This window comes from Nocardioides sp. BE266 (assembly GCF_031457855.1).
Taxonomy (GTDB): domain Bacteria; phylum Actinomycetota; class Actinomycetes; order Propionibacteriales; family Nocardioidaceae; genus Nocardioides.
In genome coordinates, this window is sequence record NZ_JAURTI010000016.1 from 1 (window position 1) to 14,279 (window position 14,279).

Annotated in this window: 18 protein-coding genes and 1 tRNA gene; 9 read left to right on the forward strand and 10 right to left on the reverse strand. The window is 71.5% G+C overall.

What is annotated here, in order from left to right; all coding sequences use genetic code 11:
* Positions 1 to 91 precede the first annotated feature (91 nt).
* Positions 92 to 772, reverse strand: a complete 681-nt coding sequence (locus J2X46_RS23935; RefSeq protein ID WP_310255056.1) for a TetR/AcrR family transcriptional regulator — start codon at positions 770 to 772, stop codon at positions 92 to 94.
* A 115-nt stretch (positions 773 to 887) separates the two neighbouring features.
* Positions 888 to 2,141: an MFS transporter gene (locus tag J2X46_RS23940; protein WP_310255058.1), complete on the reverse strand. Its 1,254-nt coding sequence runs from the start codon at positions 2,139 to 2,141 to the stop codon at positions 888 to 890.
* A gap of 87 nt (positions 2,142 to 2,228) precedes the next feature.
* Here J2X46_RS23940 and J2X46_RS23945 point away from each other — a divergent pair, with 87 nt between their 5' ends.
* From J2X46_RS23945 to J2X46_RS23960, 4 genes are read left to right on the forward strand one after another with little or no spacing between them, the layout of a single operon-like run.
* Positions 2,229 to 2,687: a M67 family metallopeptidase gene (locus tag J2X46_RS23945; protein ID WP_310255060.1), complete on the forward strand. Its 459-nt coding sequence runs from the start codon at positions 2,229 to 2,231 to the stop codon at positions 2,685 to 2,687.
* Positions 2,687 to 2,971, forward strand: a complete 285-nt coding sequence (locus J2X46_RS23950) for a MoaD/ThiS family protein (RefSeq protein ID WP_310255062.1) — start codon at positions 2,687 to 2,689, stop codon at positions 2,969 to 2,971. Before J2X46_RS23945 ends, J2X46_RS23950 begins: the two co-directional genes overlap by 1 nt.
* 21 nt (positions 2,972 to 2,992) lie before the next feature.
* Positions 2,993 to 3,943, forward strand: coding sequence for a cysteine synthase (locus tag J2X46_RS23955; RefSeq protein WP_310255064.1), 951 nt, complete (start codon positions 2,993 to 2,995; stop codon positions 3,941 to 3,943).
* Between the two features lie 34 nt (positions 3,944 to 3,977).
* Positions 3,978 to 4,610, forward strand: coding sequence for a DUF3152 domain-containing protein (locus J2X46_RS23960; protein ID WP_310255066.1), 633 nt, complete (start codon positions 3,978 to 3,980; stop codon positions 4,608 to 4,610).
* Here the strand turns inward: J2X46_RS23960 and J2X46_RS23965 are convergent.
* The gene (locus J2X46_RS23965; protein ID WP_310255067.1) at positions 4,594 to 5,640 is read right to left on the reverse strand and encodes an alkaline phosphatase family protein; all 1,047 of its coding nucleotides are present in this window, start codon (positions 5,638 to 5,640) and stop codon (positions 4,594 to 4,596) included. The two genes, J2X46_RS23960 and J2X46_RS23965, sit on opposite strands and share 17 nt — an antisense overlap.
* A 45-nt stretch (positions 5,641 to 5,685) precedes the next feature.
* A complete protein-coding gene (locus tag J2X46_RS23970) occupies positions 5,686 to 6,546 on the reverse strand; it encodes an SDR family oxidoreductase (protein WP_310255069.1) in 861 nt (286 codons plus the stop codon).
* Between the two features lie 103 nt (positions 6,547 to 6,649).
* Here J2X46_RS23970 and J2X46_RS23975 point away from each other — a divergent pair, with 103 nt between their 5' ends.
* The 3 genes from J2X46_RS23975 (at position 6,650) to J2X46_RS23985 (ending at position 8,641) form a co-directional block, all read left to right on the forward strand.
* On the forward strand, positions 6,650 to 7,006 hold the full coding sequence (locus J2X46_RS23975; protein WP_310255070.1) for a helix-turn-helix domain-containing protein: 357 nt from the start codon (positions 6,650 to 6,652) through the stop codon (positions 7,004 to 7,006).
* Between the two features lie 79 nt (positions 7,007 to 7,085).
* Positions 7,086 to 7,889, forward strand: coding sequence for a glutamate racemase (murI, locus tag J2X46_RS23980; RefSeq protein WP_310255084.1), 804 nt, complete (start codon positions 7,086 to 7,088; stop codon positions 7,887 to 7,889).
* Positions 7,886 to 8,641, forward strand: a complete 756-nt coding sequence (locus J2X46_RS23985) for an MBL fold metallo-hydrolase (RefSeq protein WP_310255072.1) — start codon at positions 7,886 to 7,888, stop codon at positions 8,639 to 8,641. Before murI ends, J2X46_RS23985 begins: the two co-directional genes overlap by 4 nt.
* Before the next feature lie 4 nt (positions 8,642 to 8,645).
* On the opposite strand, the gene J2X46_RS23990 is transcribed toward J2X46_RS23985, so the two are convergent.
* Together J2X46_RS23990 and J2X46_RS23995 are read right to left on the reverse strand one after the other, a co-directional pair.
* Positions 8,646 to 9,305 (reverse strand): response regulator transcription factor, encoded by a 660-nt coding sequence (locus J2X46_RS23990; RefSeq protein WP_310255073.1) that lies wholly within the window; start codon positions 9,303 to 9,305, stop codon positions 8,646 to 8,648.
* A complete protein-coding gene (locus J2X46_RS23995; RefSeq protein ID WP_310255075.1) occupies positions 9,293 to 10,456 on the reverse strand; it encodes a histidine kinase in 1,164 nt (387 codons plus the stop codon). The genes J2X46_RS23990 and J2X46_RS23995 overlap by 13 nt, the downstream gene beginning before the upstream one ends.
* 238 nt (positions 10,457 to 10,694) lie before the next feature.
* Between J2X46_RS23995 and rph the strand changes: the two genes are divergently transcribed.
* Both rph and rdgB read left to right on the forward strand, forming a co-directional pair.
* Positions 10,695 to 11,423 carry a ribonuclease PH gene (rph, locus tag J2X46_RS24000; protein ID WP_310255077.1) on the forward strand — a complete coding sequence of 243 codons (729 nt, stop codon included), beginning with the start codon at positions 10,695 to 10,697 and terminating at the stop codon, positions 11,421 to 11,423.
* The gene (gene rdgB / locus J2X46_RS24005; protein WP_310255078.1) at positions 11,420 to 12,037 is read left to right on the forward strand and encodes an RdgB/HAM1 family non-canonical purine NTP pyrophosphatase; all 618 of its coding nucleotides are present in this window, start codon (positions 11,420 to 11,422) and stop codon (positions 12,035 to 12,037) included. Before rph ends, rdgB begins: the two co-directional genes overlap by 4 nt.
* On the opposite strand, the gene J2X46_RS24010 is transcribed toward rdgB, so the two are convergent.
* From J2X46_RS24010 to J2X46_RS24025, 4 genes are all read right to left on the reverse strand, one after another.
* The gene (locus J2X46_RS24010) at positions 12,021 to 12,644 is read right to left on the reverse strand and encodes an HAAS signaling domain-containing protein (RefSeq protein ID WP_310255080.1); all 624 of its coding nucleotides are present in this window, start codon (positions 12,642 to 12,644) and stop codon (positions 12,021 to 12,023) included. The genes rdgB and J2X46_RS24010 overlap by 17 nt on opposite strands.
* A complete protein-coding gene (locus J2X46_RS24015; protein WP_310255082.1) occupies positions 12,641 to 12,979 on the reverse strand; it encodes a PadR family transcriptional regulator in 339 nt (112 codons plus the stop codon). Before J2X46_RS24015 ends, J2X46_RS24010 begins: the two co-directional genes overlap by 4 nt.
* Positions 12,980 to 13,028: 49 nt before the next feature.
* Positions 13,029 to 13,904, reverse strand: a complete 876-nt coding sequence (locus J2X46_RS24020; protein ID WP_310255083.1) for a bile acid:sodium symporter family protein — start codon at positions 13,902 to 13,904, stop codon at positions 13,029 to 13,031.
* Positions 13,905 to 13,971: 67 nt separating this feature from the next.
* A tRNA-Leu gene (locus J2X46_RS24025) sits at positions 13,972 to 14,045 on the reverse strand.
* Positions 14,046 to 14,279 lie beyond the last annotated feature (234 nt).

The following is a 14,279-nucleotide window of genomic DNA, read 5'->3' on the forward strand; positions in this document are numbered from 1 at the left end:
GGTTACTAGACATCTCCACTTCACAACCGGAGGCCTTCGCCATCCAGCAACTCAGGGCCGTGTCACGAAACAACGTCCCTGGACATCACACCTAGCCGCTCGTGATCGTGCAGCCAGTCTGGCCGAGCGCCGTCAGCAACGTGCCGGCGCGATGGGCTGTCATCCCCGCGCGCGACGGGACGTGGGAGGCGCGCATGCCGCGCACGACGCCGAGAACCAGCTCCACCTGCTGCTCGAGGGCCTGTGCGTCCACCTCTCCGGGACTCGCTCCGTAGCGGCCCGGCTGTTCGAGCAGGTCGCGGACCAGGTCCCGCTCCCGTCCGTGGACGGCGTCCACCGTCGGCGCGATGCCGTCGTCCCACCGCCCGGCCTCGACGATCGTCAGCCAGATGCCGTCGTAGACCTCCTCGAGCCACGACTGGGGGAGGAGCGCAACCACCAGGTCCGACACAGCCAGGGTCTCGGAGCTGGGGGATGGGAGCAACGTCCGCCTGCGGGCAAGGTAGCCGCGTTCGCCGATCCAGCGGTCGCCGTAGCGCGACGCGACGGCGACGCGCATGGCGCCCACTGAGGGGAACCAGGCCGCGATGGCTTGGGGTGTCACGTTGGCTGCGTCGGCCACGCTGCGCAGGGTGAGGGCGGACCAGCCGCCCTCGGCCACGATCGGGATGGCGAGGTCCGTGGCCATCTCGGCGCGCGCCAGGCTGCGGCCAGAGAACATCGCGCCTGAGCGAGGGATGTAGCGCTGCTCGCTGTCCATGGTGAGCAGCACAGCAGATCGTGCAGGCGACACGCGCGCTTCATCCACAGGGCCGCGAGGCGGCCGCCCGGCGATTGACTTGAGCTCAATTCAAATCCTGTCGGGGCGGTCGTCGACAGGCACGGTGCTAGCCCGAGTGCGTGAGCACGCCGTAGCGCTCGCGCGAGGCCAGCGCCCAGCGCGACACCGGCACCGTGAGCAGCGCGATCGCGACCATCAGCCCGGCGAGCACCAGCCAGCCCGTCTCGCCGACGTCGACGCACAGGAACGCCACGACGGGCGGGCCGATGACCGAGACCACGCCGAAGCCGAGCCCGGCGAAGCCCTGGTACTGGCCCTGCCGCTCGTGCGGGGCGAGGCCCATCTGCAGGCCCCACTGGCCGCCGGAGCCGATCATCTCGCCGACGACGTGGACCAACGAGCCGACGACCAGCGCCACGATCGCGAACGAGGCGTTGCCGCGATCGGCCAGCGCGAGGATCGCGAAGCCGGCGGCGATCCAGACCGCACCTCGCACCAGTGCCCGGGCGCCGGCCTCGACCGAGTCGGCGCGACGTGAGAGCCGGACCTGGAAGAGGGCGACGCAGGCGGTGTTGAGCACGAGCAGGATCGCCACCATCACCGGCGGTGCCTCGGTGCGCTGCGAGATGTAGAGCGTGAGGCCGAGCTCCACCACGAAGAAGTGGATCGAGAACAGGCCGGTGAGGGCGACCACGGCGACGTAGGGCCAGTCGCGCAGCACCGCCAGCCGGGGCTCGCCCTCGATCCGCACGTAGGCGGGGAGCTCGGGGAGCCGGGTGGAGTTCCAGGCCGCGAAGCCGGTGAAGACGGCGTTGAGCACGAAGACCGCGACGTAGGCCCAGGACTCGTCGATGATCAGCGCGGCTCCGCCGAACACCGACCCCAGTCCGATCGCGGTGTTGGTCACCGCCCGCAGGTAGGCCTTGAACAGCACGCCGCGACCGCCGGTGGCGAGCTGGGCGATGACGCCCTGCTGGACCGAGCCCGCCGACCGCTCGGAGACGGCGAGGAGCGCGAGCAGCAGCGCCAGCTGCCACGGCGTACGGGCGAGAACCGGCAGCGCACTCGTGAGGGCGGCGCCGACCATCAGCCACGTCAGGACGCGGCTCGGGCCGCGGGTGTCGCCGAGGTGGCCGGCCGGGACCTGGACGAGGATGCCCACGATCGCCGACACGGAGATCGCGAAGGCGACCTCGGCGGCCGAGAAGCCGACGTGCCGGGTGAAGTAGAGGGCGCTGGTGGTCATCACGGCGCCCGCTCCGAAGCGGTTGGCGAACGAGCCGAGCGCCAGGACCCGGAGGTCACGCTCCACGGGGATGCCTCGGCGGGTCAGCGGCGCCTGCGCCTCCGGCAACGACATCTCCACGGCCTCCCCGAGTCTCTCGACGTCAAGACTATGTGCTGAGACGTGGCGGGGTCACATCGGTTTCCGACCTAGGCTGGTCGGGTGCTGACCATCGCCCAGGAGACGTACGACGCCATCGTGGCGCACGCCAAGCGCGACCACCCCGACGAGGCGTGCGGCGTCGTCGCGGGCCCTGAGGGCAGCGACCGCGCCGAGCGGTTCATCCCGATGGTCAACGCCGCCGGCAGCCCGACGTTCTACGAGTTCGACTCCACCGAGCTGCTGGCGCTCTACAAGGACATGGACGCCCGCGACGAGGAACCGGTCGTCGTCTACCACTCCCACACCGCGACCGAGGCCTACCCCAGCCGCACCGACATCGGCCTGGCCAGCGAGCCGAACGCCCACTACGTGCTCGTCAGCACCCGTGACTGCTTCGACGAGGACGGCGGGAATACTGGCGGTCCGGTCGAGTTCAGGTCCTACAGGATCATCGACGGTGTCGTGACCGAAGAGGACGTCACCGTCACCCCCGAGAACGAGAGAGTGAGCACCCCCTGATGGCCATCGAGGTCCGCATCCCCACGATCCTCCGCACCTACACCGACGGCGCCAAGGCCGTCGAGGCCACCGGCGACACGCTGACGGCGCTCATCGACGACCTCGAGGGCAACCACCCCGGCATCAAGGACCGCCTCGTCGACACCAAGGACGGGGTGGCGGACCTGCGTCGCTTCGTCAACGTCTACATCAACGACGAGGACGTCCGCTTCATCGGAGGCCTCGAGGCCACGCTCGCCGACGGCGACCAGGTCGTCGTGCTCCCCGCCGTCGCGGGTGGCTGAGCCGGACCCGACACTGGTCCCATGGTGCGCTACGACGACCTCCTGGCCTCCGTCGGCAACACGCCGCTGGTGGGGCTGCCGCGGCTCTCGCCGAGCCCCGACGTACGCATCTGGGCCAAGCTCGAGGACCGCAACCCGACCGGCTCGATCAAGGACCGCCCGGCCCTGAAGATGATCGAGCAGGCCGAGAAGGACGGCACGCTCCGTCCCGGCTGCACGATCCTCGAGCCCACGAGCGGCAACACCGGCATCTCGCTGGCGATGGCCGCCAAGCTCAAGGGCTACCGCATCGTCTGCGTGATGCCGGAGAACACCTCCGAGGAGCGCCGCCAGCTGCTGCGGATGTGGGGCGCCGAGATCGTCTCCTCGCCCGCCGCCGGCGGCTCCAACGAGGCCGTGCGCGTCGCGAAGCGGATCGCGGGGGAGCACCCCGACTGGGTGATGCTCTACCAATACGGCAACGACGCCAACGCGCTCGCGCACGAGGAAGGCACGGGTCCTGAGCTGCTCGAGGACCTCCCCGACATCACCCACTTCGTCGCCGGCCTCGGCACCACCGGCACCCTGATGGGCGTCTCGCGGTTCTTCCGCAAGGCCAAGCCCGACGTGCGGATCGTCGCCGCCGAGCCGCGCTACGGCGAGCTCGTCTACGGCCTGCGCAACCTCGACGAGGGCTTCGTGCCCGAGCTCTACGACGCCTCGCTGATCGACTCGCGCTTCAGCGTCGGCCCCCGTGACGCCGTACGACGCGTGCGTGAGCTGCTCGAGCTCGAGGGCATCTTCGCCGGCATCTCCACCGGTGCGATCCTGCACGCCGCGCTCGGCCAGGCGGCGAAGGCCGTGAAGGCGGGGGAGCGGGCCGACATCGCCTTCGTCGTGTGCGACGGCGGCTGGAAGTACCTCTCGACGGGCGCCTACGAAGGCACCGTCGACGAGGCCGAGGACGCGCTCGACGGCCAGCTCTGGGCCTAGGCTGCGAGGCGGGCGCGGCCCTAGAGTCACCCGGGTGACCCGCGCCCCCCGTGTCGTCGTGCTGCTCGCCGCGCTCCTGCTCGGCCTGGTGGCGCCCCCGGCGCAAGCGGGCGCCGACCACCACCGCCGGACGACCACCCCGCCCCAGCCGACCGCCGAGGGCTACGCGATCCCGGTGCGCCGCCGGGTGACGTACTCCGTCACGACCCGCGGGCGCATCACCACCTCGCTCGCGCAGTTCCGCCGGCAGGCGCAGCAGACCTACGCCGACCCGCGCGGCTGGCGCTACGGCGGCGTGGAGTTCCGCCGCGTGAGGCGGGGCGGCGACTTCACGCTCGTGCTCGCGGCAGCGGGCACCGTGCCGTCGTTCTCCTCGTCCTGCTCGACCATGTGGTCGTGCCGGGTGGGGCGCTTCGTGATCATCAACCAGGACCGCTGGAAGCACGCCTCACCGGCGTGGAACGCGGCCGGACGGTCCCTGCGCGACTACCGCCACCTCGTCGTCAACCACGAGACCGGCCACTGGCTCGGGCGCGGCCACGCGTCGTGCCCGCCCGGCGGCGGCCCGGCGCCGGTGATGATGCAGCAGTCCAAGGGCACGGGGCGGTGCAGCTTCAACCCCTGGCCGCTCGACTGGGAAGCGGCTGCGGTCAGGGGGCGGCGGTGAGCCGCAGGTCCTGCATGACGTCGAACTCGCTGTCGTCGACGGCCGGCAGGTCGAGCAGGTCGAGCGCGAGGTTGGCGATCATGCCGTTGCGCACGGGCGGGCGCTTCATGCCGTAGGTCGTGCGCTTGGTGCCCGGGTCCTTGTAGGTCGGGTTGATCGCGTAGAGGTCGAGGCCCTTGCCGACCGCGGAGCCACGCGCCATGAAGACGATGCGGTAGTCGTCGAGCAGTCGCGGGTTGTCGTGGTTGGCGCCGTGGCCGCCGTGGTCGCTGGTCAGCAGGATCGTGGTGCCGGCCTTGCGGGTCGGGTCGGCGTTGACGGCCTTGACGACGCGTCCGACGAGGGCGTCGGCCTTGCGCACCGCTCGGAGGTAGGGCTTGGACATCCAGCCGTGCGCGTGGCCGGCGACGTCGGGCGGCGAGAGGTGCAGGAACCGGAAGTCGCGGTCCTGGCCGAGGTCGGCGATCAGCTCGTCGACCAGCTCGGCGTTGTCGTCGTTGATGGTGGTGCGGTCGATGGCGTCGGGCCACGAGCGCTGCCACAGGGAGAACTTGGTCTTCGCCGCGAACAGCGCGGTCGAGCCGCCCGCTGCGTCGACGGCGGTGAAGACCGAGGCGACGTCGTGCCCGGCGGCCGCCTGCACCGTGTTGGGCGTGAGGCGGTCGTCGTTCCAGGTGACGCCGTGCCCGCCCTTCGAGGCGTCGATACGGCGGCCGGTGACCATGCCGGTGTGGTTCGGCAGCGTCACGGTCATCTCGCGCTCGGTGCGCGCGTTCATCGTCGAGGCGCCGGCCTTCATGAACCGGTAGAGGTTGGGCAGCTGCTTCTTGCCGAGCTTCCTCACCGCGGCCACGCTCATGCCGTCGATCGAGATCGCCAGCACCGACTCGGAGTCGGCCTTCTGCGCGACCTGCCGAGGCGCGTCCGCCGACCCGGAAGGTACGACGGCGCACGCGGGGGCACCGAGCAGGAGGGAACCCGAGACGAGGGCTGCGGTCAGGGAGCTGGCGAGCGAGGTTCGACAAAGCACTGCTCGACCCTAACCCGCGAGCCTCCTCGTCCCGGGTTCCGCGGGTCAGGCCAGCGCGGCGCGGATCGCCTCGGCCGGCGTCGTGGTCGGGCGGCCAATGAGGCGCGACAGGTCGCCGGTGTCGGCCTGCAGCTCGCCGCGGGCCAGGCCGAGGTCGGAGTCGGCGAGGATCGCGGCATACGGCTCGGGCAGGCCCGCGCCCGTCAGCACGGCAGTGAGCTCCTCGGCGGGCAGGTCGCGGTAGACGACCTCGGTGCCGGACTCGGCGGCCAGCGTGGCGGCGTACTCGGCGAGGGTGAACGCGGTGTCGCCACCGAGCTCGTGGACCTGGCCGGCCTGGTCGTCGGCCACCAGTGCGGCAGCAGCGGCGGCGGCGAAGTCCGCGCGGGTCGCGGCGCTGACGCGGCCCTCGCCAGCGGCACCGAGGACGGCGCCGTGCTCGAGGGCGGTGGCGACCTGACCGGTGTAGTTCTCGAGGTACCACGAGTTGCGCAGCAGGACGACCGGCAGGCCCGACTCGGCGAGCAGCTCCTCGGTCGCGCGGTGCTCCTCGGAGAGCGCGAGGGTGGAGGAGTCGGCCCGGGTGATGCTGGTGTAGCCGAGGAGCTCGACGCCGGCGTCCTTCGCGGCCGCGATGACGTTGGCGTGCTGCGGCACCCGCTGGCCCACGGCGCTGGAGGAGACGAGCAGGATGCGGTCGACACCCTTGAAGGCCTGCTCGAGCGAGGCCGGGTCGGTGTAGTCGGCGACCCGGGTCTCGACGCCGAGGGCCGCGAGGTCGGAGATCGCGTCGAGGTCGCGGGCGGTCGCGACGACGTCGGAGGCGGCCACGCCGCGCTCGAGGAGGGCCTGGACGGTGAGGCGGCCGAGGTGGCCGCTGGCGCCGGTGACGAGGTAGGTGGTCATGGGACTTCCTGTTCGTGGGAGGAGCGTCTGTCGACCGGCCCAACGAACGACCCACTCCCATGCTTCCCATTGGTTAGTACCCACTTTGAAGTAAGGTACTGACGTGTTGGTAAGCAACCCCCTCCGTGAGTTCTACCCCGACGGCGTCTTCCCCGAGGCGTGCGGCAGTCGCGTGCTGCTCGACCACGTGATGAGCAAGTGGGGCGTGCTGGTCCTGCTCGCGCTCTCGGAGGGCGAGCCGCTGCGTTGGAGCGAGCTGCGCCGGCGTGCACAGGGCGTCAGCGAGAAGATGCTCGCCCAGACGCTGCGCACGCTCGCGGCCGACGGCCTCGTCGAGCGCCACGCGCACCCGGTGGTGCCCCCGCACGTGGAGTACTCGCTCACCCCGGCCGGCGAGGAGCTCGCCGGCCACCTCGTCCCGCTGATGAAGTGGGTCGCGATCCACTCGGGCGACATGTGACCGGACCGACGCTCCCGATGGCGTGACCGTGACGGTCCCACCGCCTAGCCTTCTGCCTGTGCCGACCCCTGACCCGCGGATGACCGCCGATGCCCCGATCGGCATCTTCGACTCCGGGTTCGGCGGCCTGACGGTCGCCCGGTCGGTCATCGACCAGCTGCCGCACGAGTCGGTGGTCTACCTCGGCGACACCGCGCGCCAGCCCTACGGCCAGAAGCCGATCGGGGAGGTCAGGGAATACGCCCTGGAGTGCCTCGACCACCTCTACGACCAGGGCGTCAAGGCCCTCGTCATCGCCTGCAACTCCGCCAGCGCCGCGATGCTGCGCGACGCCCGCGAGCGCTACGACGTGCCCGTCGTCGAGGTGATCCTCCCGGCCGCCCGCCGCGCCGCCGCCGCCACGCGCAACCGACGGGTCGGCGTCATCTGCACCCGCGCGACGGCCAGCTCGATGGCGTACGACGACGCGTTCGCCGCGGTGCCCGACCTCGACCTGAGCATCCAGGCGTGCCCGAGCTTCGTGGACTTCGTGGAGCAGGGGGTCACCGGAGGTGACGAGCTGCTCGCGGCAGCCCACGACTACCTCGACCCGCTTGTCGCGGCCGACGTCGACACCCTGATCCTCGGCTGCACCCACTACCCCCTGCTCACCGGAGTCATCTCCTACGTCATGGGCGACCAGGTCACCCTCGTCAGCTCCGCCGAGGAGTGCGCGAAGGACGTCTACAAGATGCTCGCGAGCACCGGGCTGATGCGCGACGGCGGCGACCCCGACTACACCTTCTCCACGACCGGCAGCCCCGAGGACTTCGCGACCGTCGGACGCCGCTTCCTCGGCTCCGAGCTGCTCAGCGCAAGCCAGTTCGCCGGAGGCCTGCGATGAAGCTGACGATCGTCGGCTGCTCGGGCTCCTACCCCGGCCCCGAGTCCGCTGCCAGCTGCTACCTCCTCGAGGAGGAGCACGACGGCCGCACCTGGCGGATCCTGCTCGACCTCGGCAACGGTGCGCTCGGCCAGCTCCACCGCTACGCCGACCCGCTCACCATCGACGCGGTCTTCGTCAGCCATCTGCACGCCGACCACTGCCTCGACCTCTGCGGCTACTACGTGATGCGCAAGTACCACCCCACCGGCGCCCAGCCGCGGATCCCGGTGTGGGGACCCGAGGGCAGCGCCGACCGGATGGCCCGCGCCTACGACCTGCCGCTCGACCCCGGCATGCACGAGGAGTTCGACTTCAGGGAGCACGACGGCACCGTCGAGCTCGGCCCGTTCACCGTCGAGGCGCACCCCGTCGTGCACCCGGTCGCCGCCTTCGCCCTGCGCGTCACCGCCGGCGGCCGCACGCTCGTCTACTCCGGCGACACCGGCCCGTGCCCGGCGCTCGACGCTGCGGCCACCGACGCCCACCTGCTGCTGGCCGAGGCGTCGTTCCGCACGGCCGACGACAACCCGCCCGACCTGCACATGACTGGCACCGACTGCGGCCGTACGGCGGCCAAGGCGGGCGTCGACCGGCTCGTGCTCACCCACATCCCGCCGTGGCACGTCCCGGCCGACGCCGAGGCCGAGGCGCGCGCCGAGTGGGACGGCCCGATCGAGCTGGCCCGCGCCGGCGCGACCTACGAGGTCTGAGCGCTCACACCAGGCCGGCGTCGTGCACGACCATCGCGACCTGCACGCGGTTGGAGCTGTCGAGCTTGGTGAGCAGCCGCGAGACGTGCGACTTCACCGTCGGCACCGAGAGGTAGAGCTCGGAGGCGATCTCGGAGTTGCTGAGCCCGCGGCCGACGCAGACGGCCACCTCGAGCTCGCGCTCGGTGAGCACGGTCAGCCGGTCGGCCGCCGTCGACGTGCGGTCGGTCGTCGTGGTGCTGCGCAGCCGCGAGACGATGCTGCGGGTCGCCGACGGCGACAGCATCGCGTCGCCCGCGGCGACCGTGCGGATCGCGCTGACGATGTCACCCGGCGGGGTGTCCTTGAGCAGGAAGCCGTCGGCGCCCGACGCCACCGCGCGCACGACGTGGTCGTCGGCGTCGAAGGTGGTGAGCACGACGACCGAGGGCGGGGAGGGCTGCGCGTGGAGGTGGCGGGTGGCCTCCAGGCCGTCCATCACCGGCATCCGGATGTCCATCAGCACCACGTCGGGCTGGAGCCGCTCCACCAGGTCGACTCCGGCCCGGCCGTCGGGCGCCTCGCCGACGACCTCGATGTCGGACTGGCCGCCCAGCATCAGCGACAGGGCGGAGCGCACCAGCGGGTCGTCGTCGACGAGCAGCACGCGGATCACGCTGTCCACGGTAGCCACGCCTCCAGCACGAACGTCGAACCGTCGGTCCGCTGGTCGAGCCGCCCACCCCGCAGCTCGGCCCGCTCGCGCAGGCCGACGAGGCCGAGGCCGGCGCCCGGGGCCGCGCTGCCCGAGCCGGCGAGCGGGTTGGTCAGCACCACGGTGATGCCGGACCCCTCGTCGCCCGTCGAGCGGATCGCCACCACCGATCCCGGGGCGTGCTTGCGCACGTTGGTGATGCCCTCCTGCACGATCCGGTAGACCGTGCGGCCGGTGGCGACCGGCACCTGCGTCGAGCCGTCGACCTCGTCCGACCAGGCGATGTCGAGGCCGAGGGACCTGGCCTCCTCGACGAGCGCCGTGATGTCGTCGTACGTCGGCTGGGGGCGCGCCGTGGGCGGGCCCGGGTCGTCCTCGCGGAGCACGCCGAGCACCCCGCGCAGCTCGTGGAGGGCGTCGTTGGCCTGGCCCTGGATCTGGCCCAGCCCCTCGCGCAGCCGGTCGCCGTCGAGGTCCTCGCGGAAGGCGAGGGCGCCGGCCTGCATGGAGACCTGGGTGATCCGGTGGGCCAGCACGTCGTGCATCTCGCGGGCGATCTGGGCGCGCTCGTTGTAGCGCGCCTGCGCCACCCGCAGCTCCTGCTCGCGCTCGGCGCGCTCGGCCCGCGTGCGGAGGTTCCACATCACCTCGCGACGCGAGCCGATGTAGAGCCCCCAGCCCATCATCCCGGTGTTGACCGCCAGGTTGACCAGCGTCGTGATGACCGGGTCGTTGTCCTCGAGCGGTGCGAGGGTGGTGTAGGTCTGCGCGGCGGCGATGTTGGCGAGGCCGACCAGGACGACCTGCCAGAAGTTACGCCGGGTCGCCACGGACACCGCCGCCAACGTCGCGGGTCCGGAGGCGACGCCCGAGAGCGCGCTCATCCCGGCGACCACCAGGGCGATCGGCACGGGTGCGCGGCGCCGGAACCAGACCAGCACGAAGGCTGCGCAGCCCAGGGCGACCTCGGTGGTGAAGAGGGCCGGGTGCTCGCGCCACTCGATAACCGCGACCGACTGCCAGACCGCGGCCGAGATGGCGATCGCGAGCGCGTAGCGCCACGCCTGCGAGACCCAGGTCAGCGGAGGCTGGGTCTCGGAGAGGGCGGGGCGGGTCTCCACGGCGCTCAGGGTAGCGAGCGCGATTCCTACTTTGGTCGCACTTCCGACCGCCCCAGGGAGGATGCGCGGAGGGTGCCGCGAGCCGCAGGCTGGTCACACCACCGCGTGGAGGGAGCTGCGCGGCGTGGGGCCGCGTGCAGTACGGGTCCCACTGGGGTAGGGACCTGTGAGCCGGGTCCGGTGACTCACGGGGGTGACCGGACCCGGCTCCGTCGTTCCCAGCCTCTAGGGTCGAGCCATGACTTCGACCCCCCGCGCAGACGGCCGCGCCGACGACGAGCTCCGCCCGATCACCATCACCCGCAACTGGCTCGACCACGCGGCCGGCTCGGTGCTGATCGAGTTCGGCGGCACCAAGGTGCTGTGTGCGGCGTCGGCCTCCGAGGGCGTGCCGCGCTGGCGCAAGGGCTCGGGCCTGGGCTGGGTGACGGCGGAGTACGCCATGCTCCCGGCCTCGACCAACACCCGCTCCGACCGTGAGTCGGTCAAGGGCCGCATCGGCGGCCGCACCCACGAGATCTCCCGGCTCATCGGCCGCTCGCTGCGTGCCGTCATCGACTACAAGGCGCTCGGCGAGAACACGATCGTGCTCGACTGCGACGTGCTCCAGGCCGACGGCGGCACCCGCACGGCCGCCATCACGGGGGCCTACGTCGCCCTCGCCGACGCCGTCGCCCACCTGCGGGGCAACGGCGCGCTCACCGGCGAGCCGCTGACGGGCTCCGTCGCCGCGGTCAGCGTCGGGATCATCGACGGCGTGCCGCGCCTCGACCTGCCCTACGTCGAGGACGTCCGGGCCGAGACCGACATGAACGTCGTGATGACCGGCGAGGGGAAGTTCGTCGAGGTGCAGGGCACCGCCGAGGGCGCCGCCTTCGACCGCGCCGAGCTCGACGCGCTGCTCGCGCTCGCCGAGAAGGGCTGCGCCGACCTGACCCGCCTGCAGCAGGAGGCCCTCCGCGCATGAGGATCTTCCTGGCCTCGGCCAACGCGAAGAAGATCACCGAGATGCAGCGCATCCTCGCGGAGCACGTGCCCGACATCGAGGTGCTCGGGATCAACGACGTCGACGGCTACGTCGAGCCCGTCGAGGACCAGCCGACCTTCGAGGGCAACGCGCTCCTCAAGGCACGCGCCGGCGTCGCGGCCACCGGCCTGCCGTCGATCGCCGACGACAGCGGGCTGTGCGTCGACGCCCTCAACGGCATGCCCGGCGTGCTGTCCGCGCGGTGGTCGGGGCAACCGAAGAGCGACGAGCGGAACAACGCACTCCTGCTCGACCAGCTCCATGACGTCCCCGACGAGCGCCGGTCGGCGTACTTCACCTGCGCCATCGCGTGGGTGCAGCCCGACGGGCGCGAGCAGGTGGTCGAGGGCCGCATGGACGGCCGGATCATCCGCGAGGTGCGGGGGAGCGGCGGCTTCGGCTACGACGTCGTCTTCGTCGCCGTCGAGCACGACGCCGAGGGCCTCACCTCCGCCGAGCTCGACCCGGCCGAGAAGGACCGGATCTCCCACCGCGGCCGCGCGCTGCGGGAGCTCGCACCCCAGGTCGCGGCCGACCTCAACGCCGCCGGGTGAGGCGCCAGAGGGTCCACGCCTGGAAGAGCAGGTAGGCGACGAGCGCGACACGGATGGCGAGGAACACCGAGTCCGGCCACGTGGACTGGGTGACTGTGCACTCGCCTCCGCTGACGCAGATGCTGGACTCCGGCGGTGGCGACACGAAGAGCGCACTCATGCCCACAAGGAAGCCGGTCGCCAGGCCCGCCGCGCCCAAGACCTTTTGGCCCGCCGACCAGACCCTCGACACCAGCAGCAGCACCACGCCTGCGATCCAGAAGGGCACCGAGAACGGAAAGAGGAAGAAGAGGAACTCGGAGCCGAGCAGGCAGACGAGTGCGATGACCTCGACGGCCCCCAGTCCGTCGGCAGCCGCCGGCGCGACGGCAGCGGGCGCGGCAGCGCCGCCTCCGGCGGCGGTCACGAGCTCCTGCGGCGTGCCCAGGCGGTCGAGCACCGTGCGCACCCCGGCCTCGTCGGTGCCCGCCGGGATCGCCTCGCGCAGGTGGTCTGAGATGTCGCTCACGAGCTCGACGGCCTGGTCGGGCGGGAGCGTGCGGGCAGCGTCGTACAGGCGCGCGACGTAGTCCTGGGCGAGGGGGTGGAGGTCGGTGTGCGTGGTCATGGCGTCCCCTTCTGGAGCAGCTGGTCGACGGACCCGGCGAACTGGGTCCACGCGTGGCGGAACGTGTCGAGCGACGCGCGACCCGCGTCGGTCAGGGCGTAGTAGCGGCGGGGCGGCCCGGACGGCGACTCCTGCCAGGACGTGCTGACCAGCTCGTCGCGGCGCAGCCGGCTGAGCAACGGGTAGAGGGTGCCCTCGCTGGCGAGGAGGCCGGCCTCCGAGAGCTCGGTGACGAGGTCGTAGCCGTAGCGCTCGCCCGACTGGAGCAGGGCGAGCACGCAGTGCTCCAGCGCGCCGCGGCGCAGCTGGGTCAGCGCCGCGTCCCCGGTGGTCATAGCGTGAGGCTAGCCGCAAGGTACCTTGCGGCACAAGATAGTGATTCGGTCAGCCGACGGCCACCCCGTCGCGGGCGCCCACCCGGCGCGAGACCCAGGAGCCCCACAGCGCGGCGAACAGGAACATGATCAGCGAGTAGACCGCTGCCGGCACCGAGATCTCGACCGCCTCCAGCACCTCGACGGCGACGAAGATCGCGAGCGTCGAGTTGTGCACGCCGACCTCCATCGACGACGCGATGGCCTGCGGTCCGGTGACGCCGAACGCCTTGGGTACGACGTACCCGACGAGGAGGCTGATGGCGCAGAAGAGCGCGGCGATGAGGCCGACGTCGGCGAGGTAGTCCCCGACGTTCTCGAGCTGGTCGAGCAGGATCCCGAGCACCAGGATGGCGAGGATCACCGCCGACCCGATGCGCACGGGCTTGTCCATGCGGCGCGCGAAGTCGGGGGCGCGGTGGTTGACCAGCATGCCGATGCCGACAGGCAGCAGGATCAGGGCGAAGACCTTGACGATCTCGGCCAGCGGCATCGAGACGTCGTCCTGCCGGTCGAAGTACGCGATGGCGAAGCCGGTGATCAGCGGGAGCGTGAGGACCGCGACGACGGTGTTGATCGCCGTCAGCGTGATGTTGAGCGCGACGTCGCCGCGGAAGAGGTGACTGAACAGGTTGGCCGTCGTGCCGCCCGGTGATGCGGCGAGCAGGAGCATGCCGATGCCCAGCAGGGCAGGCAGGTCGAAGAGGACCACCAGCCCGAAGCAGATCGCCGGCAGGAGCACGATCTGGCACACGAGCGCGACCGCGACCGCCTTCGGTGCGCGGCCCACGCGCCGGAAGTCGCCGATCGTCAGGTCCAGGCCGAGCCCGAACATGATGATGGCGAGGGCGAGGGGCAGTCCGACGGTCGTCAACGCGGAGTCCATGCGCGGACCCTAGTGGTGACGCGCGTCACGCGGCAGGGACTCGCGGGAACTGCTGAGCAGGAGTGGGTGCGCTCGGAGAGACTCGAACTCTCACTGGCCAGGACCTAAACCTGGTGCCTCTGCCAATTGGGCTACGAGCGCGGAGGACCAATCCTCACACGTGTCCGCGACGTCGCCCTCCGCGGCGCGTCACGAGGGCGACAAGTCGGACACGTGTGGCGGTCCGGGCCGCCACGACGTACGTCAGGAGGGCGACATCCGCCGCACGCCCGGCGGCCGATCAGACGGTATGACGTGACCGCCTCGGGGTGAGGGGGTTGCGGGCCGGGGCCTCTCACATGCATGTACGTGGGTTGTCGGGCAGGAGTGGCCTGC

Excerpts from the sequence above, each read along its gene's own strand:
- J2X46_RS23940 (WP_310255058.1), bottom strand. The coding sequence starts at position 2,141 with ATGTCGTTGCCGGAGGCGCAGGCGCCGCTGACCCGCCGAGGCATCCCC.
- J2X46_RS23950 (WP_310255062.1), top strand. The coding sequence starts at position 2,687 with ATGGCCATCGAGGTCCGCATCCCCACGATCCTCCGCACCTACACCGAC.
- J2X46_RS23955 (WP_310255064.1), top strand. The coding sequence starts at position 2,993 with ATGGTGCGCTACGACGACCTCCTGGCCTCCGTCGGCAACACGCCGCTG.
- J2X46_RS23970 (WP_310255069.1), bottom strand. The coding sequence starts at position 6,546 with ATGACCACCTACCTCGTCACCGGCGCCAGCGGCCACCTCGGCCGCCTC.
- murI (WP_310255084.1), top strand. The coding sequence starts at position 7,086 with ATGACCGCCGATGCCCCGATCGGCATCTTCGACTCCGGGTTCGGCGGC.
- J2X46_RS23985 (WP_310255072.1), top strand. The coding sequence starts at position 7,886 with ATGAAGCTGACGATCGTCGGCTGCTCGGGCTCCTACCCCGGCCCCGAG.
- rph (WP_310255077.1), top strand. The coding sequence starts at position 10,695 with ATGACTTCGACCCCCCGCGCAGACGGCCGCGCCGACGACGAGCTCCGC.
- rdgB (WP_310255078.1), top strand. The coding sequence starts at position 11,420 with ATGAGGATCTTCCTGGCCTCGGCCAACGCGAAGAAGATCACCGAGATG.
- J2X46_RS24010 (WP_310255080.1), bottom strand. The coding sequence starts at position 12,644 with ATGACCACGCACACCGACCTCCACCCCCTCGCCCAGGACTACGTCGCG.
- J2X46_RS24015 (WP_310255082.1), bottom strand. The coding sequence starts at position 12,979 with ATGACCACCGGGGACGCGGCGCTGACCCAGCTGCGCCGCGGCGCGCTG.
- J2X46_RS24020 (WP_310255083.1), bottom strand. The coding sequence starts at position 13,904 with ATGGACTCCGCGTTGACGACCGTCGGACTGCCCCTCGCCCTCGCCATC.